At 29.8% G+C, this 22,256-nt stretch carries 20 protein-coding genes; 14 read left to right on the top strand and 6 right to left on the bottom strand.

The features are described from left to right. Positions 1-71: 71 nt before the first annotated feature. From CAMP5082_RS01755 to CAMP5082_RS01735, 5 genes are read left to right on the top strand one after another with little or no spacing between them, the layout of a single operon-like run. Positions 72-851, top strand: coding sequence for a fumarate reductase cytochrome b subunit (locus CAMP5082_RS01755; protein ID WP_039617578.1), 780 nt, complete (start codon positions 72-74; stop codon positions 849-851). After that, positions 835-2,826 carry a fumarate reductase flavoprotein subunit gene (locus CAMP5082_RS01750; RefSeq protein WP_066007209.1) on the top strand — a complete coding sequence of 664 codons (1,992 nt, stop codon included), beginning with the start codon at positions 835-837 and terminating at the stop codon, positions 2,824-2,826. The genes CAMP5082_RS01755 and CAMP5082_RS01750 overlap by 17 nt, the downstream gene beginning before the upstream one ends. Then, positions 2,819-3,544: a fumarate reductase iron-sulfur subunit gene (locus tag CAMP5082_RS01745; RefSeq protein ID WP_012661078.1), complete on the top strand. Its 726-nt coding sequence runs from the start codon at positions 2,819-2,821 to the stop codon at positions 3,542-3,544. The genes CAMP5082_RS01750 and CAMP5082_RS01745 overlap by 8 nt, the downstream gene beginning before the upstream one ends. Further along, entirely contained in the window at positions 3,522-5,747 is a 2,226-nt protein-coding gene (locus tag CAMP5082_RS01740; RefSeq protein ID WP_337205738.1) for a dynamin family protein, read from the top strand. Before CAMP5082_RS01745 ends, CAMP5082_RS01740 begins: the two co-directional genes overlap by 23 nt. Further along, positions 5,737-7,554: a dynamin family protein gene (locus tag CAMP5082_RS01735; protein ID WP_337205737.1), complete on the top strand. Its 1,818-nt coding sequence runs from the start codon at positions 5,737-5,739 to the stop codon at positions 7,552-7,554. The genes CAMP5082_RS01740 and CAMP5082_RS01735 overlap by 11 nt, the downstream gene beginning before the upstream one ends. On the opposite strand, the gene CAMP5082_RS01730 is transcribed toward CAMP5082_RS01735, so the two are convergent. Then, positions 7,544-8,128 carry an NAD(P)H-dependent oxidoreductase gene (locus CAMP5082_RS01730; protein ID WP_337205736.1) on the bottom strand — a complete coding sequence of 195 codons (585 nt, stop codon included), beginning with the start codon at positions 8,126-8,128 and terminating at the stop codon, positions 7,544-7,546. The genes CAMP5082_RS01735 and CAMP5082_RS01730 overlap by 11 nt on opposite strands. Before the next feature lie 234 nt (positions 8,129-8,362). Here CAMP5082_RS01730 and CAMP5082_RS01725 point away from each other — a divergent pair, with 234 nt between their 5' ends. From CAMP5082_RS01725 to CAMP5082_RS01710, 4 genes are all read left to right on the top strand, one after another. Continuing rightward, positions 8,363-9,091 (top strand): gluconate 2-dehydrogenase subunit 3 family protein, encoded by a 729-nt coding sequence (locus CAMP5082_RS01725; RefSeq protein ID WP_337205735.1) that lies wholly within the window; start codon positions 8,363-8,365, stop codon positions 9,089-9,091. A 3-nt stretch (positions 9,092-9,094) separates the two neighbouring features. Further along, positions 9,095-10,816: a GMC family oxidoreductase gene (locus CAMP5082_RS01720; RefSeq protein ID WP_337205734.1), complete on the top strand. Its 1,722-nt coding sequence runs from the start codon at positions 9,095-9,097 to the stop codon at positions 10,814-10,816. A 220-nt stretch (positions 10,817-11,036) separates the two neighbouring features. Beyond that, positions 11,037-11,366 carry a MarR family transcription factor RrpA gene (gene rrpA / locus CAMP5082_RS01715; RefSeq protein ID WP_120759716.1) on the top strand — a complete coding sequence of 110 codons (330 nt, stop codon included), beginning with the start codon at positions 11,037-11,039 and terminating at the stop codon, positions 11,364-11,366. After that, positions 11,363-11,815, top strand: coding sequence for a lipocalin family protein (locus CAMP5082_RS01710; RefSeq protein WP_337205733.1), 453 nt, complete (start codon positions 11,363-11,365; stop codon positions 11,813-11,815). The genes rrpA and CAMP5082_RS01710 overlap by 4 nt, the downstream gene beginning before the upstream one ends. On the opposite strand, the gene CAMP5082_RS01705 is transcribed toward CAMP5082_RS01710, so the two are convergent. After that, a complete protein-coding gene (locus tag CAMP5082_RS01705; protein ID WP_337205732.1) occupies positions 11,812-12,894 on the bottom strand; it encodes an NAD(P)-dependent alcohol dehydrogenase in 1,083 nt (360 codons plus the stop codon). The genes CAMP5082_RS01710 and CAMP5082_RS01705 overlap by 4 nt on opposite strands. 164 nt (positions 12,895-13,058) lie before the next feature. Next, the gene (locus tag CAMP5082_RS01700; RefSeq protein WP_337205731.1) at positions 13,059-13,658 is read right to left on the bottom strand and encodes a hypothetical protein; all 600 of its coding nucleotides are present in this window, start codon (positions 13,656-13,658) and stop codon (positions 13,059-13,061) included. A gap of 214 nt (positions 13,659-13,872) precedes the next feature. On the opposite strand from CAMP5082_RS01700, the gene CAMP5082_RS01695 reads away from it, so the two are divergent. The 5 genes from CAMP5082_RS01695 to CAMP5082_RS01675 all read left to right on the top strand — a co-directional run bounded on the left by CAMP5082_RS01695 (position 13,873) and on the right by CAMP5082_RS01675 (position 20,412). Beyond that, positions 13,873-16,125, top strand: coding sequence for an N-6 DNA methylase (locus CAMP5082_RS01695; RefSeq protein ID WP_337205730.1), 2,253 nt, complete (start codon positions 13,873-13,875; stop codon positions 16,123-16,125). Continuing rightward, positions 16,122-16,748 carry a restriction endonuclease subunit S gene (locus CAMP5082_RS01690; protein WP_337205729.1) on the top strand — a complete coding sequence of 209 codons (627 nt, stop codon included), beginning with the start codon at positions 16,122-16,124 and terminating at the stop codon, positions 16,746-16,748. Before CAMP5082_RS01695 ends, CAMP5082_RS01690 begins: the two co-directional genes overlap by 4 nt. Further along, a complete protein-coding gene (locus CAMP5082_RS01685; RefSeq protein ID WP_337205748.1) occupies positions 16,733-17,392 on the top strand; it encodes a restriction endonuclease subunit S in 660 nt (219 codons plus the stop codon). Before CAMP5082_RS01690 ends, CAMP5082_RS01685 begins: the two co-directional genes overlap by 16 nt. Before the next feature lie 12 nt (positions 17,393-17,404). After that, the gene (locus CAMP5082_RS01680) at positions 17,405-18,988 is read left to right on the top strand and encodes a hypothetical protein (protein ID WP_337205728.1); all 1,584 of its coding nucleotides are present in this window, start codon (positions 17,405-17,407) and stop codon (positions 18,986-18,988) included. A gap of 158 nt (positions 18,989-19,146) precedes the next feature. After that, complete coding sequence (locus tag CAMP5082_RS01675) at positions 19,147-20,412, top strand: hypothetical protein (RefSeq protein ID WP_337205727.1); 1,266 nt, start codon at positions 19,147-19,149, stop codon at positions 20,410-20,412. On the opposite strand, the gene CAMP5082_RS01670 is transcribed toward CAMP5082_RS01675, so the two are convergent. The 3 genes from CAMP5082_RS01670 to CAMP5082_RS01660 are packed head-to-tail and all read right to left on the bottom strand — an operon-like array spanning position 20,402 to position 22,256. Continuing rightward, positions 20,402-21,583, bottom strand: a complete 1,182-nt coding sequence (locus tag CAMP5082_RS01670; RefSeq protein ID WP_337205726.1) for a molybdopterin molybdotransferase MoeA — start codon at positions 21,581-21,583, stop codon at positions 20,402-20,404. The genes CAMP5082_RS01675 and CAMP5082_RS01670 overlap by 11 nt on opposite strands. A 1-nt stretch (position 21,584) precedes the next feature. Beyond that, a complete protein-coding gene (locus tag CAMP5082_RS01665) occupies positions 21,585-22,031 on the bottom strand; it encodes a molybdopterin synthase catalytic subunit (protein ID WP_039662899.1) in 447 nt (148 codons plus the stop codon). 3 nt (positions 22,032-22,034) lie between these two features. Further along, entirely contained in the window at positions 22,035-22,256 is a 222-nt protein-coding gene (locus tag CAMP5082_RS01660) for a molybdopterin synthase, small subunit (RefSeq protein ID WP_039662900.1), read from the bottom strand.

The following is a 22,256-nucleotide window of genomic DNA, read 5'->3' as shown; positions in this document are numbered from 1 at the left end:
ATTTATTTTAAGAATAAAAGTTCTATAATTGCTCCGATATTAAAACTTATCAACTTTTAAAAGGAGTAAATATGAGCCAACTCATTGAAGGTTTTTTAGGCAAGAGTATTGATGGCAAAAAAAGTAAAATGCCAGCAAAACTTGACTATATTCAAAGTGCAACAGGCTTGATTTTAGGCTTGTTTATGTGGGCACATATGTTTTTCGTTTCTACCATTTTGGTTAGTGATGATTTTTTTGATTCAGTGGTTCACTTTTTAGAACTAAAATTTATCATTAATAGCCCTATGATGAGCTACATCACTTCTTTCTTAGCTGCCTGTGTTTTGGTTATTTTCTTTGTGCATGCGGGTCTTGCAATGAGAAAATTCCCTATTAATTTCAGACAATACCAACTTTGTAGAACACACTTAAAATATATGAATCATGGCGATTCTTCTTTATGGTGGGTTCAAGCTGCAACTGGTTTTGTAATGTTTTTCTTGGGTTCTGCACACTTAATTTTTATCATTACTAATGCAGATAAAATCAGTGCTGATATGTCAGGCGATAGAGTAGTGAGCCATTTTATGTGGTTATTTTACATTGCCTTATTAATCTGTGTTGAGTTGCATGGTAGTATTGGTTTATATAGATTATGTGTAAAATGGGGTTGGTTTGAAGGTAAAGATGCAAAAGAAAGTCGTAAAAAACTTAAAAAAGCAAAATGGTTTATTAGTATTTTCTTCTTAGTTTTAGGTGTATTAAGCTTAGCTGCTTTTGCAAAAATAGGCTTTAATAATTACCAAAACAACTCTGTAGCGCAAATAGTAAAAACTTATGATGGAGCTAAATATGAACATACAATATAGTGATGCTTTAGTTATCGGTGGTGGTCTTGCAGGTTTAAGAGCTGCTATTGAAGTTGCAAAAAGTGGTCAAAGTGTAACTTTATTAAGTATTTGTCCGGTTAAAAGATCTCACTCAGCTGCTGTACAAGGTGGTATGCAAGCGAGTTTAGGAAATAGCGTTAAAGGCGAGGGAGATAATGAAGATGTGCATTTTGCTGATACAGTAAAAGGTTCTGACTGGGGTTGTGATCAAGAAGTTGCAAGAATGTTTGCGCAAACTGCTCCAAAAGCTGTGCGTGAGCTTGCTGCTTGGGGTGTGCCTTGGACTAGGGTTACAAAAGGACCTAGAACTGTAGTTATCAATGCTCAAAAAACTACCATTGAAGAAAAAGAAGAAGCACATGGTCTTATAAATGCAAGAGACTTTGGTGGTACTAAAAAATGGAGAACATGTTATATCGCTGATGCAACAGGACACTGTATGCTATATGGTGTGGCAAATGAAGCGATTAAACATCAAGTTAAAATCATCGATAGAATGGAAGCAGTAAGAATTATCCATGATGGTAAAAAATGTCTAGGGGCTATTGCTAGAGATTTAACTAATGGGGAATTAATCGCTTATGTTGCTAGAGGAACTATGATTGCAACAGGTGGTTATGGTAGAATTTATAAACAAACTACAAATGCTGTTATTTGTGAAGGTACAGGAGCTGCTATTGCACTTGAAACTGGACTTTGCAGACTTTCAAATATGGAAGCAGTGCAATTTCACCCAACTCCAATCGTACCAAGTGGTATCTTACTAACTGAAGGTTGTAGAGGTGATGGTGGTATCTTAAGAGATGTTGATGGTTATCGCTTTATGCCTGATTATGAGCCTGAGAAAAAAGAACTTGCAAGCAGGGACGTTGTAAGTCGTAGAATGATGGAGCATATTAGAAAAGGAAAAGGTGTAAAAAGCCCTTATGGGGATCATTTATGGCTTGATATTTCTATCCTCGGTCGTGCTCATGTTGAAAAAAATCTTCGTGATGTTCAAGATATTTGTAAGACATTTAATGGCATTGATCCTGCTGATGAGGGTCCAAAAGGCTGGGCACCAGTTTTACCTATGCAACATTACTCAATGGGTGGTATTAGAACTAAGCCAACCGGCGAAAGTCAATGGCTAAATGGTCTTTTTGCGTGTGGTGAAGCAGCTTGCTGGGATATGCACGGATTTAATCGCTTGGGTGGAAATTCATGTTCAGAAACTGTTGTTGCAGGTATGATCGTGGGAGATTATTTTGCACAATATTGTAAAGAAAATGGTAATGATATTGATACAAATATCGTTAAATCTTTCCTTTCTAAAGAGTATGATTACTTAAAATCTCTTGTAAGTAAAGAAGGAAAACATGATGTATTTGAAATCAAAAACAGAATGAAAGACATTATGTGGGAAAAAGTAGCTATATTTAGAACAGGCCAAGGTCTTGAAGAAGCGGTTAAAGAACTTGAAGAATTGTATCAAAAATCACTTGATTTAAAAGTACATGATAAAGAATTAAAATGTGCAAATCCAGAGCTTGAAGAAGCTTATAGAGTTCCAAGAATGCTAAAAATTGCTTTATGTGTTGCTTATGGTGCGCTTTTAAGAACAGAAAGTCGTGGGGCTCATTATAGAGAAGATTATCCAAAAAGAGATGATTTAAACTGGATGAAAAGAACAAATACTTACTGGGTAGAAGGTGAAAGTATGCCTAGAGTTGAGTATGAAGATCTTGACATTATGAAAATGGAAATCCCACCTGCATTTAGAGGTTATGGTGCTAAAGGAAATATCATTGAAAACCCATTAAGCGAAAAACGCCAAGCTGAAGTTGATGCAATCCGTGAAAAAATGGAAGCAGAAGGCAAAGGTAGATATGAAATTCAACATGCTTTAATGCCTTATGAATTACAAGCTAAATTTAAAGCACCAAATCAAAGAATAGGAGTTGATTATGAGTAGAAAATTAACAATAAGAGCATTTAAATATAATCCATTAAGTAAAATTTCTAAGCCTCACTTTGTTACTTATGAGCTTGAAGAAACTCCATTTATGACGATTTTCGTGTGCTTAACTCAAATCAGAGAAAAAATGGATGCAGATTTGAGTTTTGACTTTGTATGTAGAGCAGGGATTTGTGGAAGCTGTGCTATGATGATTAACGGTAAGCCAAAACTTGCTTGTAAAACATTGACAAAAGACTATCCAGATGGCGTTATAGAGCTTATGCCTTTACCTGCATTTAGACACATAAAAGATTTAAGTGTTAATACAGGTGAGTGGTTTGATGGTATGTGCAAACGCGTTGAAAGCTGGGTGCATAATGAAAAAGAAACAGATATTTCTAAACTTGAAGAACGTATTGAGCCAGAAGTTGCTGATGAGACTTTTGAACTTGATCGTTGTATAGAGTGTGGAATTTGTGTTGCTTCTTGTGCGACTAAGCTAATGAGACCTGACTTTATCGCAGCTACTGGACTTTTAAGAACAGCTAGATATTTACAAGATCCACATGATCACAGAACCATAGAAGATTTTTATGAATTAGTGGGTGATGATGATGGTGTGTTTGGATGTATGTCTTTGCTTGCATGTGAAGATAATTGTCCAAAAGAACTGCCTTTACAAAGCAAAATCGCTTATATGAGAAGACAGCTTGTCGCTCAAAGAAACAAATAATCCTAGCCCCCAAGAAAAGGGGGCTCTTAAAACCTTACTAAAACAAATTTGGCAAAATCATAGCGTTTATCTTGACACAAATACACTTTTTGATGAAAGTTTGATTGATGTTCAAAAAGCAGCAATTCTTTTAAGTACTAATCTTGAAAATTATGAAAGATTTGGCGCTTTAAATGAATTTAAAAGTTTGATGAAAAGTTTAAATTTACGCTTAGATCTTTATGGTATTCAGTATGCACAGGTTTGTTTTATTAACGCTTTAAATTTAGGAATTTTAGACAAAAATGAGCTTTTAAAATCCCTGGAAAAACTTCAAAAAATCACTGATAATACTTTAATATATGCTTTTGTATCTAAACAAAAAGTTATTCAAAAAGATTACAAACAAGAAGTTAAAAACTCACATCAAACACTAGATTTTATTAACCAAAACTTACAAGAGCTTTGCGAGGATGAAAAAGCTCAAAAACTCTTACAAGAAGCTTTAGTTAAATTTAGCAATATTGATTTTTCTATCGCAGTAACAGGTGTGGTAAATGCAGGTAAATCAAGCATGCTAAATGCGCTTTTAAAAAAAGATTTTCTAGGTGTATCTAATGTGCCTGAAACTGCAAATTTGAGTGTTTTAAAATACGGCAAAGAACAAAAGGCTAAGATATATTTTTGGAGTGAAGAAGAATGGCAAGATATTTTAAAAATCTCCAAAGATAATCAAGACATGCAAGAACTTATCAAGCAATTAGAGCAAAATTTTAATCTAAATGAATATATTGAAAAAGAAAATAAAAATATAGAAATAAAAATTGAAGAATTAAAAAATTACACTAGCGCAAAAAATAAAATCTCAGCACTTATTAAAAAAATAGAGCTTTTTTCATCGCTTGATTTTTTAAAAGATAATATTTGTATAGTTGATACTCCAGGACTTGATGATGTGATCATCCAAAGAGAGCTTTTAACAAAAGCGTATATAAGTAAGGCTGACTTTTTAATTCATCTTATGAATGCTTCTCAAAGTTTAAGTCAAAAAGATTGTGATTTTATTATAGAATGTTTGCTAACTTCAAGAGTAAGTAAGCTTTTGATTGTGCTTACTAAAGCTGATTTGCTTAGTCAAAAAGACTTGCAAGAAGTAATTAGCTATACTAAAAATAAACTCAAAGAAAATTTAGCACAAAAGCAACTTAGCCAAGAATTATTAGATAATGTAGATTTTGTGTGTATTTCTTCAAAACTAGCCAATGATTTTTATCAAAAAAAAGGTGGAAATTTAGAACAAAGTAATATTTTAACACTAGAAGAACTTATAGCTAAAAGCTTATATGATAAAAACAAAATTGCTCTAAGTGCTTATAAAAAAGAATTATTATTACATTTAGAAAAAATAGAAGAAAAAATTAAATTTTCTAATAAAATGCTAAATTACGAAAGCTTTGAGCTTGATAAGCAAAATCAAACTATTATCAATGATTTTAAAGCAAAAAAAGAAAAATTAATGCAAGTAAAAGCAGAGCTAAGTGCTATTTTTAACAAAAAAGATGAAAATGCTCAAGAAATTTTAACGCTTTTACATTTGCTAGCTAAGAAACTAAAAGAAAAACTTATAGATGAGCTAAAATATAATCAAAATAATAAAATCAAAAATAACATTCAAAGATTAAATACTATCATTGATACGACTTTAAAAGATGGAATTTTTGATCTTTTAAGAGAATTAAAACAGCAAAGTGAATATAAGATCAATGAGCTTAAAAGTACACTAAGCGTGAAATATGATTTTTTAAAAGCTATTTTAGAGCAAAATTGTGATGATTTTAAAAGCAAGGTTGAAGCAAAAATAGAAGGTATTTTTACTAATGAACTTTTTATGACATTAAAAGCAGGACTTTTAAAAAATTTAGAGTCTACTCAAGATATTTATAAGCTAGAAAGTTCTTTAGAAAATCAAATTTTAGAAAAATTACAAACATTTAATATAGAAAAAATTGCCCTAGATTTAAAAAATAATCAAGAATTTTTTACTAATTTAGAGCTTAGTTTGAATTTATACGAAAAAGAACAAGAAGAGCAAATCAAAGACTTAAAAGGCTTGATTTTACAAATAGAACAAAATGAGCAAAACTCCAAAGAGCTTTTAGAAAAAAACAACGCAAAATTACAAAGTTTAAAGACTTTAAAAACGGAGCTTTTAAATGCAAAATGATTTGATTAATGATTTTTTAAAAGCTTATGAAAATACATATTGTAAAAGCTTTGATGATAGTTTTGAAGGAAAAATTTTAGCAATTAAAAATGCATTTTTAGAGCCAAGTTTGCATTTAAATGATGTGTTTTTAAAAGATCTTGAAATGATTATAGCTAGCTATAAAAGAGCCATTAATGTGGCCATTATAGGGCAATTTTCTAGCGGTAAATCCACGCTTTTAAATTTAATTTTACAAAAAGAATGCCTACCAACAGGCGTGGTGCCAGTGACTTTTAAGCCTACTTTTTTACGCTATGCTAAGGAGTATTTTTTAAGAGTTGAATATGAAGATGGCAGTGATGAGATTGTTGATATAGATGAGCTTTCTAAATTTAGCGATCAAAGAAATGAGCTAAAAGAAACTAAAAGTTTGCACCTTTTTGCGCCTATTGAGCTTTTAAAAGATATCACGCTTATAGATACCCCAGGTTTAAATGCAAACACCACCGACACGCTAACTACTTTTAAAGAGCTTTCTTTTATGCATAGTGCTATTTGGCTTAGTTTGATTGATAATGCAGGTAAAAAAAGTGAAGAAGATGCTATAAAAGCAAATGCCAAGCTTTTAGAGCGTGGTGGGATTTGCGTGCTAAATCAAAAAGATAAGTTAAGTCAAGATGAGTTAGAAAATGTTTTAAATTATGCTCATTTAGTTTTTGATAAGTATTTTGAAAAAATCATTGCAATTTCATGCAAAGAAGCAAAATTTGATTTGCAAAAGTCAAATTTGCCTTTGCTTTATGAGTATTTAAAAGAACTTGATTATGAGTGTATTAAAAAAGATTTTATCAAAGAAAAACTTAGTAATTTATGCGAACTTTTGTCAAATCAATATGATTTATTTCAAAATGCGCTAGAACAATTAGAGCTTAAATTTAATACTATTTTGCAAACTTTCAAAGTAAGTAATCTAGAGCAAAAAATCAAAATTTTAAATCATAATTGTTTAGATAAATTAAAACTTGTTGGAGAAAAAATTTCTCAAGAAATTTTAAAATTTATCAAAGAAAAAGATAGTAGTTATTATAAAGAAGCTAAGGGTTTGTTTAAGAAAAATCTTTATGAAAAAGTTGCTTATAAAGCACCGTATCTTTCAAGTGATGATGCGTTTTTGGCTATGTTTTATAACTCTGAAGCAATGAATAAGGAATTTAAAAGATTAAAAAATGAAATCACTTTAGAATTTAGTCAAATCAAAGATGATTTTTCTTTATTTTTTACTCATTTAGAAGAGCAAATTTTGCTTTTTAAAGCCCAATTTTCAAATTTACAAAAAGAAAATGCCTTAGAAAGTGAAAAAGAATTTGCTAGTTTTAGAAGCTTTGCTAGTGCTAGCGAGGAGCTTTTTTTAAAAGATTTTAAGCAATTATTGTTTAAAAGCCAACTTGAACTTGATTTATTTTTAGAAAAGCTTAATCTAAAAGCTTTAGCAAATTATGAAAGTGCTACTAAGCTTACTTTGGGATTTTTTAGCGCTAAAATGAATGCGAGTAAAGAATTTTACGAGCTTGATAGCACTGAGTTTAGCTTGTATTATCCAAAAGCAAGTGAAGTACATCAAAGGGTATTAACCGAGCTTAATGTCTATGAATTTGAAGATTTGCTTTTAAATAAGCCTGTAGTTTTAAAAATTTATAAAAATTATATGCAAAGCTTTGTTGATTTTGCAGAAGCTAAAAGGCAGATTATTTTGAATTTAAAAAGTGAATTTGAGGCTAAAAAATCAATGATTTCTAGCATCAAATCCCAAATTTCTAAGCTTTAAAAATTTTTTCTAAGTGTGCTTTATAGTTTGTGAAATATTCTTGCACTTGAGGATTTTTGATTACATCATTAGCTATAAAAGTAGGTAAAGCACTCATACCTAAGAACTCATGCGCTTTGTGAAAGTGTAAATACACTCCATCAACTCCGGCTCCATTAAAAAATTCATTCTCATAATCAAATGCTTGCATTGGAGCATTCCAAGTTAGTGAAAGCATGTATTTTTTATTTTTTAAAAGCCCACCTGTGCCATAATTTTTAGTAGGTTCATTGTGACTTCTACCATCGTTTTTATAAAATACTCCATGTCCAGCTGTAAAAACATCATCAATGTATTTTTTCACTATCCAAGGCTCACCCATCCACCAACCAGGCATTTGCCAAATCAAAACATCAGCATTTAGAATTTTTTCTACCTCATCGTTTGTGTTATAGCCTTGATCTATATGTGTTTGTTGAGTTTGTAAACCAAGATCTTTTAAGGTTTTGAGTGCAAGCTCATGCAAGCTTGTGTTTAATCTTCCTTTAGAGTGTCCAAAGTCTTTTGCACCGTTTAATAATAATACTTTTTGCATATTTATCCTTTTGCGTTTTTTTGAAATTATAATTTAACTATAATTTTATTTCAATACTGAAATTTATGTAAGATACTATACTATAAGAAAGTGTAAAACAAATATGTTACTTTTTATGATTGATTTTTTAAAAATAATATAAAAATTGTATTATTTTTTTTATTTAAGACTATATTAAAAAAGCAAGGAATAGAATGAATATAAGTTGATATTGTCAACAAAAAGGAGGAAAATATGCAAGATAATGTCATCGATCGTAGAAATTTTTTTAAATTAAGTCTTTTGGGTGGCAGTGTGGTTGCTGCTAGCACTATAGGAGGTGGAACTGTACTACATGCTGCAGAGTTAGCACATGAACATAAAAGTACTCAAGATAAATCTAACAAAGTAAGAGGAAGAATGTTTTTTCAAGTGCAAACTGATTTTGATAATTTAAGCGCAGCATGTGAGAGAATATACCCAAAAGATGAACAAGGAGAGGGCGCTATAGGTTTGGGTGTGCCTTATTTTATCGATAACCAATTAGCCTCAGCATATGGCTATAATGATAGAGAGTATCTACAAGGACCTTTTATAGAAGGTATACCTGAACAAGGTTATCAAACTCCTATGAAACGCAATGATATTTTCTTAGAAGGTGTTAAAGCTTTAGAGGTTATTTCTCAAAAGCGTTATAAAAAAACTTTTTCATCTTTAAAAGGAGTTGAGCAAGATAAAATTTTAGTTGATTTAGAAAAAAATAAAATCGATTTCATAGGATTTAAATCTTCTGAATTTTTTACTCTTTTAAGGGATATGACAATAGCTGGAGTTTTGTCTGATCCAATTTATGGTGGTAATGATAATAAAAATGGTTGGAGAATGATGCAATATCCTGGTGCTCAAATGAGTTATATTGACAAGATCACAAGTGATGAGTTTTTTGACATAGAGCCTATGAGCTTAGCTGACATGGAAGGATAAATTATGGCAGAAGTATTAAAAAAAGTAGATGTGGTAACAGTAGGGGCTGGTTGGACAGGTGGTATAGTTGCAGCAGAACTTACCAAAGCTGGATTGACTGTCTTGAGCTTAGAGCGTGGTATGATGCAAACTACGGAAAATTTTGCAATGATTCACGATGAGTGGAGATATGGTATTAACTATGGTTTAATGCAAGATTGCTCAAAAGATACAGTAACTTTTCGCCATAATGTTAATGGTTTAGCCTTGCCATATAGAAAAATGGGATCTTTTTTACTTGGTAATAATGTTGGCGGTGCAGGAGTGCACTGGAATGGATGGACTTTTAGATTTTTGCCTTATGATTTTGAAATCAAAACAAAAAGTTTTGAAAGATACGGCAATAAATTAGGCAGTGATTATACTTTACAAAATTGGGGTTTAACTTATAAAGATATGGAGCCTTACTATGATAAATTTGAAAAAATTTGCGGTATTTGTGGAGAGGAAAATCCTCTAGCAGAGAAAATGGGTGTTTTTAGATCAAGTCCTTATCCTCAAGCACCTTTAGAAAATACTAAAATGCTTAAGCGTTTTGAAAAAGCAGCAAAAGATCTTAAAATGCATCCATTTAGACTGCCTGCAGCCAACTCAAAAGGTGGTTATACTAACCCAGATGGTCAGGATCTAGCCCCATGTCAATACTGTGCTTATTGTGAGCGTTTTGGCTGTGAGTATGGTGCTAAAGCAAGTCCTATTAACACAGTTATACCAAAAGCCATGAGCACAGGAAAATACACCATAAGAACACATAGTAATGTTATAGAAATACTTAAAAAAGATGGAAAAGCAACCGGAGTTAAATTCGTAGATACAAGAACCATGAAAGAGTATATTCAGCCAGCAGATATTGTAGTGCTTACAAGTTATATGTTTAACAACGCTAAGCTTTTAATGGTAAGTGGTATAGGCGAACAATATGACCCCAATACAGGCAGAGGAACTTTAGGCAGAAATTATTGTTATCAAATCAACATGGGTACGACAGCGTTTTTTGATGAGCAATTTAACACTTTTATGGGTTCAGGTGCTTTGGGTACAACTTGTGATGATTTTAATGGGGATAATTTTGACCATTCAAGAGAGAAATTTTTACATGGTGCGATGATTTATAGCGTGCAACTTGGAAACCGTCCTATCCAATCAGCTCCAATACCAAAAGGAACTCCAAGTTGGGGTGCAGAATTTAAAAAAGCCTTAAATTATAATTTTACAAGAGCTATTACAGTGGGTGGACAAGGTGCATCTTTACCACATAAAAATAACTACTTAAGTTTGGATCCAACCTATAAAGATGCTTTTGGTATGCCACTAGTAAGACTTACTTATAACTTTACAGATCAAGATCGTGCTTTGCATAAATTTATGACCGATAAAACAGCTGAAGTTGCTAAAAAAATGCAAGGTGTGAAGTCGATCAAAAAAGGAGCGTATTTGAAAGATTATAGTATAGTACCTTATCAATCTACGCACAATACAGGTGGTACTACCATGGGTGATGACCCTCAAACAAGCGTTGTTAATACCTATTTGCAGCATTGGGATATGGATAATCTTTTTGTTGTGGGTGCAGGAAATTTTCAGCATAATAGCGGATATAACCCTACTGATACAGTCGGGGCTTTGGCTTATCGTTGTGCTGAAGGTATTTTAAAATACCACCAAATAGGCAGACAATTAGTGTAAAAACAAGTGAAGCATTTTTGGCTTCACTTGTTTTCGCTGTTATCTTTTTCTTTTTTCTTCTTCCATAAATGAAGTGCAACTCCACATGCACCACCAACGATAGCAGCAATGATAAGATTTGTAATGAAATCCATTTACTTCCTTTTTTTGTTTTGTTAACTAATAATTTTGTATTATAACTTATAAAGACATAATTTGAGTTAACTAAGGAAAATATTTTATGAAAGAAAAATGCAACTTTACAGAATGCGGATTTAATTATACTTTATCTTTGATTTCAGGAAAGTATAAAATGAGTGTTTTGTATTGTTTATTTCGTTATGAAGTAGTAAGATATAATGAGTTAAAAAGATATCTTGGGAGTATTTCTTTTAAGACCTTAACGCATACCCTAAGAGAGCTTGAAAGTGATGATTTGATCATTCGTAAAGAATACCCACAAATTCCACCAAAAGTAGAATACAGACTTTCTAAAAAAGGTCAAAGTTTGATCCCTATCTTACAAGCGATGTGTAGTTGGGGTGAAGTGAATCAAAAGGAAGAAAAATGATAGAATTATTAGATGGTATTGATTTAGAAAAATACATGGGTACATGGCTAGAAATGGCTAGAAAGCCTGCTTTTTTTCAAAAAACTTGTAAAAGCGCTAAAGCAGAATACGAGCTAGAGTATCAAGGTGCTACGCCTATAATAAAAGTTAAAAATATATGCACCAAAGAAAATGGTGAAATTTCACAAGCAAATGGCAAAGCAAGGGTGAAATCTCCAAGAGCTTTAGCGGTTAAGTTTAGTATATTTATGAATATCTTCAACAAGCCAAATTATGAGATTGTTTACATTGATACAAATTATCAAGTTTCTATCGTAGGTAGTCCTGATAAAAAATACCTTTGGATTTTATCAAGAAAAATTTTAGAAAAAGAGCAGATAAACTCTTTGCTTGAAATAGCCAAGCAAAGAGGTTTTGACACTAGTGATGTGATTTTTGATAAGCACTAAAGTGCTTCATTCATATCGATTACATAACGGAATTTGGCTTTTCCTGAAGTGAGATTTTCATAAGCTTTGTCAATCTCACTTGGTTTGATGAGTTCAATTTCAGGATAAATTCCATGTTCTAAAGAAAAATCAAGCATTTCTTGAGTTTCTTTAATGCCTCCAATAAGCGAGCCATATACTTTTTTACCTGCTTTAAATACAAAATGAATGATGTTAATGCTAGGACTTACTTCATGTGGAGGTAATCCTACTATAGCCATCTCACCACCAAATTTTAACAAATCCATATAAGCTAGCGGATCATAAGGCGTTGGTATGGTAGAGATGATGAGGTCAAATCTTTCTTTTACCACACTTTTGTCTGTACTAGTATAAAAATTACTCACACCCATAGCTAGAGCTTCTGCTTTTTTGTTTTCATTTCTTGCAAAAACACTTACTTTTGCACCCATTTTTACAGCATATTTAACTGCCATCATACCAAGCCCACCAAATCCTGCTATAGCTACACTTGAGCCTTCTTTGATGTTTGAAAATTTAAGCGGTGAGTAGGTAGTAATACCCGCACAAAGTAAAGGCGCTACTTTGTCAAGTGGAGCATTTTGTGGTACATTGATAGCAAATTTTTCACTTACTACGATGTTGTTTGAGTAGCCTCCATAGGTGTTTTCATTATCATGAAATACATCTTTGCAGTTATAAGTGTAGATGGTTTTACCATTTTCGCAAAATTGCTCTTGAGATTTTTTGCATGCTTCGCACTCTCCGCATGAGTTTACCATGCACCCAACCCCAGCAAAATCGCCTACTTTAAATTTACTCACATTTTCACCCACTGCGATAACTTCTCCTGCTATTTCATGGCCAGGTACGCAAGGGTAGGTTGCCTCGCCCCATTCGCTTCTTGCGGTGTGAATGTCACTATGGCAAATTCCTGCGTATTTGATAGCGATTAAGATGTCGTTTTTACCTACTTTGTGGCGTGTAAATTCAAAAGGCGTGAATTTAGAATCTTTGCTAAGCATAGCATAGCCTTTACTTTTAACACGACCATTTTCTAAAAAGATTTTTGAATCCATTTTTCTTTCTCCTTTGCGTTTTTTTAATTATAATAAAGCTAGGTTTTTATTGCAATAGGGAAAATAAAGTAAGATACTATACTCAAGGTACGTTTGTGGGTTTTGGTTTGATTTTTATGGTATAATTATTTAATTTTTAAAATTACTATAAAAACTTGAATATATTACGCTTTATTATTTTGTTTTTTATAATTTCTTGGAAATGCAACTTTACCTAACTGCCATAAATATTTATCAATTTCTTTTATATTAAAATTATTTAATTCATAATAATCAATGAATTTATTTATAACATCGCAAAATATTTCATAATTTTTCAAATTAAATTCAAAATTATAAAAATTATTTTTATTTTGAAAATATGTCAATACTTTATCTACATAATAATCATATATAGGAAAAAATAAAGGCTGATGATGTGAGCAGTATTTACTAGCAAAAGAATAAAAATTTTTATCTACTCCATTTATTTTAATATTTGCTATTTTGCTAACTAAGCTTAAGTCTTTATTTTTTAATTTCTCATCAATTTTTAAATTTTTTATATGTTTAGCAACTGGAAAAATTGAAAAAATATTAGTACTATAAAAATCATTTAATGACGATGCTTTTATTAAAATATCATCTATATCATCATTTTTTGGATAGGTTTTTGTAAATAATTTTCTTAATGCACTTTCTTGTAGAGCATAATGTTCGTCTAATTTAAGATAATTTTGCACTTCTTGCAAACTTGGCTTATTTATTTTAACCTGTGGAGTCATTTTTATCCTTTTTAGTTTGAGATATTTTAGCAAAAAATGATAAAATAAGAGCAAGGATGTTTGTGTTATACTATTTCAAAGATTAAAAATAAGATTAAATAACTCATAGGTTTAAATAAATTACTTTATAAAATGTGTTTATTTTATAATTTATTTCGCATATTAATATAAAATATATTTTATATTAATGATAGTTTTTATTTAAAGGATTTATATGGATATTTTAGAAGTTCAATATAACAAAGAAGGTAAAATATATTCTCATATTAGAAAAAAATATTTAGTTGCAACTCCAGAAGAAAAAATTAGACAAGAATTTGTATGTAGATTAGTAAATGAATATAAATATAAAATAGAACAATTAGATGAAGAGTTATCGACAAAGGAAGGCAAAAGAAGTGCAAGAGCTGATATAGTTATATGGAAAAGCATAGAAGAAAAACAAAACAACAATACTCCATTAATTATTGTTGAGTGTAAGGCAGATTATATTCACATAAATGAAAAAGACTATGATCAAGGTGAAAGCTATGCAAGAATACTAAATGCTAAATTTTTCATTACACACAATAGTTATGAAACTAGATTTTGGCGAATTTTAAAAGATAAGGTACCAGGATATAGGCAAGAGATATCAAACATACCATCAAATGGGGCCGATGAAAAAACAATAGAACAGCTTTATAAGGATTTATTAGTTTTCAAAGAAGATGAATTTGCAAATATGCTCCATAAATGTCATAACATCATAAGAAATATAGAAAAACTAGATCCAGCAGCTGCATTTGATGAAATAGCTAAAATTTTATTTATGAAAGTTTATGTTGAAAGAATGCTTTTAAAAGGACAAAATAAAAAATTTAATCAAGAATACATTAAAGAAGCTAGAAAGTATAATGCAAATCCTATTGAAAGTTATTTTGATGGCGCTAAAAAAGAATTTGCAAAAGATAAAATTTTTAAAAAAGATGAAAAGATTAATTTAAAAGAACACACTATATTAAAAATCATAAAAGAGTTGGAAAGTTATAATCTATCTTTAACCTCAGCAGATGTAAAAGGTATAGCATTTGAAAGATTTTTAGGCAGAACTTTTCGTGGGGAAATAGGTCAGTTTTTTACACCTAGAAGTGTGGTTGAGTTTATGGTGGATATGATAGACCCCAAAGAAGGTGAAATTTCTTGCGACCCTGCTAGTGGTAGTGGCGGGTTTTTAATTAGAATATTTAGTAAGGTTAGAGAAATCATACAAAAAGATATAAAAAATCAATATGAAGCATGGAAAAAAGACAATATTAAAGACCTAGAAAACCCAACAAGTGAAGAAGCAAAGAAACTTACAGAAAAATTAGAAGAGTTGCAAAGAGAATTAAGTTTAGACAATAAAAATTCTCGCATATATAAGCTTTCAAATTTTTGTATATATGGGGTAGATGCAAATGATAGAATGGCTAGAACATCTAAAATGAACATGATAATGCACGGTGATGGTCACGGCGGCATACATCATCACAATGGGCTTTTAAATATAAATGGAGTATTTGAAAATCAATTTGACATCATCCTTACAAACCCACCTTTTGGCTCACAAGTAGAAGAAAGTGATGTAATCCAAGAAAACGATACTTGGCTTACTAGAACAGAACAAGGAGAGTTAATAGCAAAAGAAGGTTATGAAGAATATATAAAACAATACTACGATTTATATGGGGAAGAAAGATATAAAACTACCCAGCTTAAAATTATAGATAATATAGGAAAGCCAATAGCTTCATTGTTTAAACTCAAAGAAAACCTAAAAAGTGACAAAACAGAACATTTATTTATAAATAGGTGTATGGATTTACTTAAACCAAATGGAAGATTAGGGATTGTTTTACCTGAAGGGGTATTTAATACGCCAAATGCTGAATATGTAAGAAAATTTGTAGAAGGTAGAGCTTTTTTAAGAGCTGTTATATCGCTACCTGTAGAAACATTTTTAAGCTCCAAAGCCAGTGTTAAATGTTCAATTTTATTTATTCAAAAATTTGATGAAGTTTCGCAGCAAAAGTGGAATAATTTAATCTCTGAATACACAGAAAAATTAAAATTAAAACATAAAGCAACTATAGATAATCTTAATGAAATTATAAAATATCGCAAAAGTAAAGATGAAAAAACACCTTTGTATACAAGTGATGATAAAAAACAAGCTAGAAAAGATTTAAAAGACTTAGAAGTCCAAATAATAGAAGAAGCATATCAAAATACAAAAAATGATTTTGATTATCCTATTTTTATGGCAGAAGCTGAAGCGGTTGGAATTACTAGCACGGGCGAGACCGGAGAAGGTGTAAAAAACGAGTTAATGGATATTATAGAAAAAGATAAAGACACGGGAGAAGAAAAAATAATAGAAAAAGGCATAAATACATACTTTAAAGAATTTTTAAAAGAAAACAGCATAGTTTGGGGTAAAAAATGAGTAAAACAAAAGTTATTAATTTTAAGGATTTGAATATTTGGAGCGTAAAAAATTTTCTAAATTCATTAAAATCTAATTTTCCATTAGTAGAGTTAAAAAACTATATTATTGAAAATAAAAATAAAATTAAACCGTTTTTATATCCAAACGAAACATTTGACATCCTAGGAGTTAATAATAAAGAAGGTGTGTATTTTAATGAAACATTATTGGGGTCTAAAATAAAACAACCTTATTATCAAGTAAATAGTGGCGATATTTTTTATAATCCATATAGAGTAAATGTTGGTTCAATAGGTATTGTGCCAAAAGAATTTGATTTAAAATATACAAGCCCAGCATATATTGTATTTAGAACTATTGAAAAAAAATTAATATCAGAATATTTAGTGTTTGTTTTAAAATCAGAATGGTTCAATAATCATTTAAGAGCAAATACAAAGGGGTCTGTAAGACAAATTTTATCATTTAGTGAACTTAAAACACTAACAATCCCATTACCACCATTAGAAATTCAAGAAGAAATAGTCACAAAGCTTCAAACTATTAAAAATAAAATTAAAGAATTACAACTTGAAGAAGAAAAAATCAAAAAAGAAATAGAAGCATATATATATATATAGCTCTTGGACTCAAAAAACCAAAAGATACAGCAAGAGAAAAAATCTTTACTGTATCTTTTAAAAATTTAAGCAGATGGGATATTACACACAACCAAGGTAGTGACAAGATTGATGTAAGTAAAAGTAATTATCCATTAGTTGAGTTAAAGAATATACTAGATTACGAACAACCTAAAAAATACATAGTATCAAATACAAACTATAGTGATAATTTTGCCATCCCTGTTCTTACAGCTGGTAAAACTTTTATATTAGGATATACGGATGAAGATTTTGGCATATTCGATAATCCACCTGTGATTATATTTGATGATTTTACAACAGCAATTCAATTTGTAGATTTTAATTTTAAAGTAAAGTCTGATGCTTTAAAAATACTAAAGATTAAAGATAATACTAAAACAAATATAAAATTTTTATATGAAGTCTTGAAAATTATCAAAATAGATTTAAGCAAAGCCCATAGACGCTATTATTTAAGCTCTTATCAATATTTAAAAATACCACTTCCACCAATTGAAATCCAAAACAAAATAATTGAAGAACTAGAGCAAAAATGTGAAAAAATAGAAGAAAATAAACAAAAAGCTAAAAAACTTGAACAAGATTTATATCTAGAGATAGAAAATATTATAATAAAATAAAAAGGAATTAACATGATTGAATTATATGGGATTAGAGAAACTCTTGGAGTTTGTGAAGAAGTAACAGAAGTTCCTGAAGATTTAATAAAATTTGCAAAGAATAAACATTTTACCTATGATAAGTTAGAAAAATATAAAAAAATAAAACCTTTTGTAGCCAAAAATGGTATAGAGGTTTTTAGAGGTTTTGCTGATGTAGAAACACTTGCTCAGATATCAGAAACCAATGAAGAATTTCAAAGAGATATTGACGAAAATCATAGAAATAAAATCGTAAGTTATGTAAATAATTCTTCTAAAAGTGATATATATTTTCCTGAAGTAACTTTATTGTATTCATATGATGTAGATAAAAATTTAGATGAGTTGGAATGTTTAAAATATGCTATAGAAGATTTAAAGCAAATAAATTCAATGGAAACGGCTGCAACTATGAGAACTTTTGGTTTTGCAGTTTTTAAATTTGATATCAAAAAAGATAAAAAATTATATAGATTAGATGGAAATCATAGAATAGAAGCATTGTCATTAATAGCAAAAGATGGTGAAAATCGAATGATTTCTTTTTGTATTTTATTTGTTCCTAAGAACGAAAAATATTCCCAAGAGCATTTGTATTTTTATTTATTAAATTCAAAAGCATTACCAGTCACTTCTACTAAAATTTTTGATTTAGTCACAAAAGCAAATGCTGACGAATTAAAAGAATTTATAGAGTCTGATCAATTATTAAATATTTTAAAAAACACACAAGAAGCATGGAAAGATTTAAATGAAGAAGAAAAACGGATTTTAATCTCTGCAATCAATGAAATATTAAATCAAAAATTTGATCAAAGCATTGTAAATATTATAAAAGATGCTATATATAAATACTGTGAATATAAACATGATAACAACATTAAATGTAGTCTATTGGGTGCCATATGTTATCTTAAATATAAATATGATAGATTAGAAATTTTTAATAAACAACTTAAATTGTTCAATAAATGGATAAAAAAATTTAACTACAATTTAGATAATTTTAAAAATTTTGCCGATTTGTATGAAAGTTTTAATTCATATACAAAAACACTAGAAAGAGTAAAACATATTTTTGTTGCTATGGAATATAATGAAATATATATTAATCAATATAAAGATTCTATAGAAAAATCAATTCATAGAATTCAAGGTATAAATAAACTCCATAACTTTAATCTAATGGAGATTATGAATGAAAAAAAAGATGATAATATAATAGAAAAGATATTTGAAAATATAGAGAAAGCAGATATTATTATAGTTGATTGTAGTACCAATAATAGTAATGTTTTATATGAATATGGTTTTGCAAAAGGATTAAAAAATAAGCATATTATACTAGTATATAATGAAAATTGGAGAAAAAACACTATAGATAAACTAACACAAATCCAACATAAAGGTGATTATATAAATAGAATAATTAATAATTTGAAACAAGGATGTTTTGATATCAAAGTAAATAAAATAAATAAATGGACTAATCAAATAGATCTTGAAGATATATTAGAAAAAGAATTAAAAGCTTATATTGCAGATAATAACTATGATATTTTAGATAATGACTAGTATAATAACCCGTGAAGTAGAAGAGATTTTAAATGATTTAAAACAAAGTCAAGAAAAAGCTAAAGTGCTATTGACAGGTATTTTAAAAATTATAAGATAAACTAGGTTAAAATAATCTATATAATATAAAAATTTGAATTATTTTTGAAAGAGAATTTATGAAAAATCAACAAAAAATTACTAGAAATATTAAAATTCTTGCTCTTATGAGTTTAATTTGTAGCATGTTGGCCATAATGCCATTATTTGCTATAACGGCTTTTATTTTATTTGTTATCGTTTTAAATAAACTCGAAGTTCACGCAGGTGCTAAGAAATTATTAAGTAATTTTTTTATTACTGTGTTCATAAATTTAACCTTCTTTTTATTTTCTGTTTTGATTTTGCATCCAACTGGTTATATAAGTTTTGAACATACAGTAGCGATAATTGCAATATGTATGATTATTAATTGTTTATTATCTTATAAATTTACTAAGAATATATTTTATGAAATTGCAAGAGTAACGCATCAAAAATATTTTATTAAAGCTTTTAATCTATTTTTTATAGGTTTGTTGATACTTGTTGTAAGTATAAATATAGGCTTATTTTTGTTTCATTTAAATATTGAAATTTCTTTTTCTTATATATATAATGTGCTTTTAAATCAAGCAAATAAAGGTAATACTTTATTTTTAATTGGTGCTCCAATCTTAATTTTTATAGCAGTTTCGTTTTTAATCACAGGATTTGTTTACCATGCTTTAGCTTGGCTAAATTTTGAAAGTTTTGATGAAGAAATAAAAGAAAATTATGCAACAACAACTCAAGGATTAAAGCTTATTAAAATTACAATGATTTTTGCTTGTGTGTTTTCTTTCATCGTCTATCTTTGGGTTTTTATTATGTTTATTCTTGATGATTTTTCATCTGGTGTAGTTTTTCCTTTTGAAATAGTTTTAATTATTTTAGGATGCTTTTTTTGTATATTTTCTTTTATGTCTATCATTCTGCTTTGCAAAAAGATAAAATCATACAAATTATTATTGTTTTTTACTTTATGGATGATTTCTTATTTGTGTTATTTTATAAAGTCAATAATGATGTTAAAGTTATTTGATATTGTATCAATTTTAAATACTATATCGGCATTTTTCTTTTTTAAAGAACTAGTCAAAATTAGTGGAATGAAAATCTTTTTTGTGTTTTATATGTATTTATTTACCCATAATGTCTATTTTTTGTTTATCAAAAATAATATGTTTGTAACTTTTAATTTTGATTTAAGTAGTTTTATAAAAGTTTATTTAAAAGGTTTTATGATGTTTTTTGATCTAGAAAAATTTATTTATCCTAGTGTTGGTTTTATCTATATTTATATCACCATTCTTTTTATTATTGCTTGGAGTAGGTTGAAAATAAAAATTATGCCTAAGGCATAAAAATTATATCAACTAAATCATTTTCTTTTATATCATCATGTGCTATCATAAGTGCAGCTTTATGGTTAAGGTTGTTGATGATGGCACTTGAGCCTTGTTTTTTGCCTTTTAAATTGGCATAAATTTTTCCATCTTTAAATTCTACATTACAAGCTACAAATTCTAAATGCGAACTTTTTTTCTTATAGTCAGTATTTGCAAATGCTTTAAATACATAGTCTTTTTCTTGTAAAAGCCAAGCATTTAAAAGTTCTCTTACATATAAGTTAAACATCACCATAGCCGAGTATGGAAAACCCGGTAGAGCAAAGATGAATTTATCTTCAAATTTGGCTATTTTGATGTGTTTGCCAGGTTTTACATCGACTTTGTCTATGATGACTTCATACTCTTTAACAGCTTGTTTTAAAAAGTCAAAATCCCCCATGGAAACCCCACCGGTGGTAACTAAAATATCACATGCATTAAGTGCTTGTTTTAAAACACTTGGGGTTTTTTGCATATCATCTTTTAAAAGTGGAAAAATTCTAGCTTCAGCACCAAGCTTTTTTGCCATATTAGCTATGGCTATATGGTTTGATGAGCGAATTTGTGCAGGGTGTTCTAAGCCTTCGCCTAAGTCTTTGATCTCACTTCCACTGCTTAACACGCCTATGATAGGTTTAGCAAAAACGCAAATATGAAAGTATCCAAGCTCGGCTAAAAGTGCTATCTCGCTATAGCCTAGTTTTGTGCCTTTAGTGAGTAAAATTTCACCCTCGGTGTAACTCTCACCCACCTTTCTCACAGCAAAGCCTTGAGGGACTTTTTCTTTGATGTAAACCACACCGTTTTTAACTTCTACTTTTTCCACGGGTACTAAGGTATCACAACCCTCACTCATTAAAGAACCTGTAAAGGTTTTAACGCATTCTTTGCTTTGTATTTTAAAGCTTGGAAAAACTCCCGCAGGTACTTCGCCTATGATAGACAAAGCCTCATCTTGCTCGCTAAATTTGATCGCATAGCCATCCATAGAAGCTGTGGGAAATTGAGGGTTATTGGTAGAAGCTTTGATGTCTATGGCTAAAATTCTATCTAAGCACTGTGTTAAGGCGATGTTTTCTATCTTTTCGTATGCTTTTATATGCGAATGAAGTATATTTAAACTTTGATTATAAGAAGTTAGCATTTTAGTCCTTAGTGCTTAAAATTCCTGCTCCTTGAAGTTTCAAAGAGCGTTCTTTAGCATAAATTTTTTCGCCATTAATGATATCATATTTCCATATAGGTGCACTTGCTTTAAAATCTTCTACAAAATCGTTAATCAGCTTAAGTCCTAGTTTTCTTTGTTTGCTTAAAACCCCAGCAAAATAAGAACTCTCATGTACTTTTACCTCGCCGATAGAGTGAGCAAACATCAAGCTTACGTTTTCATTTGCAAGTTTTTGACACCATTTTTCAAACCAAGTTTTCAATAAAGGCTCATATATATCAAAGCTTAAAGCTTCGATTCCATCTTCAGCTCTCACTATACCGCAAAATGTGATCAAAGCTCCGCAGTTTTTGTCTTTAGCGTATTCATACCATCTAGCGTAAATGCTAGGAATTTCCAAAGATCCTTGGTGTAATTCAAACATAACTTATCCTCCACAAACCGGCGGAAGTAAGCAGATTTTATCCCCATCTTTTAGGGTGGTTTCATCATCAAAAACCATTTCATCATTTAAAGCAACTGCGCAAAGCTCAAGCCATTCTTTTAAGCTTTCATCTTGCCCTAAAATCACTTTTAATTCTTTTAAGCTTTTTACTTCTAGTTCTAAACTTTCTTTGTTGATTGGTCCTAGAAATTCAACTTTTACCAT

The sequence above is a fragment of the Campylobacter sp. LMG 17559 genome (genome assembly GCF_024723605.1).
Taxonomy (GTDB): domain Bacteria; phylum Campylobacterota; class Campylobacteria; order Campylobacterales; family Campylobacteraceae; genus Campylobacter_D.
Note: the sequence above shows the minus strand (reverse complement) of the source record. Positions and strands in the feature narration are given on the sequence as shown.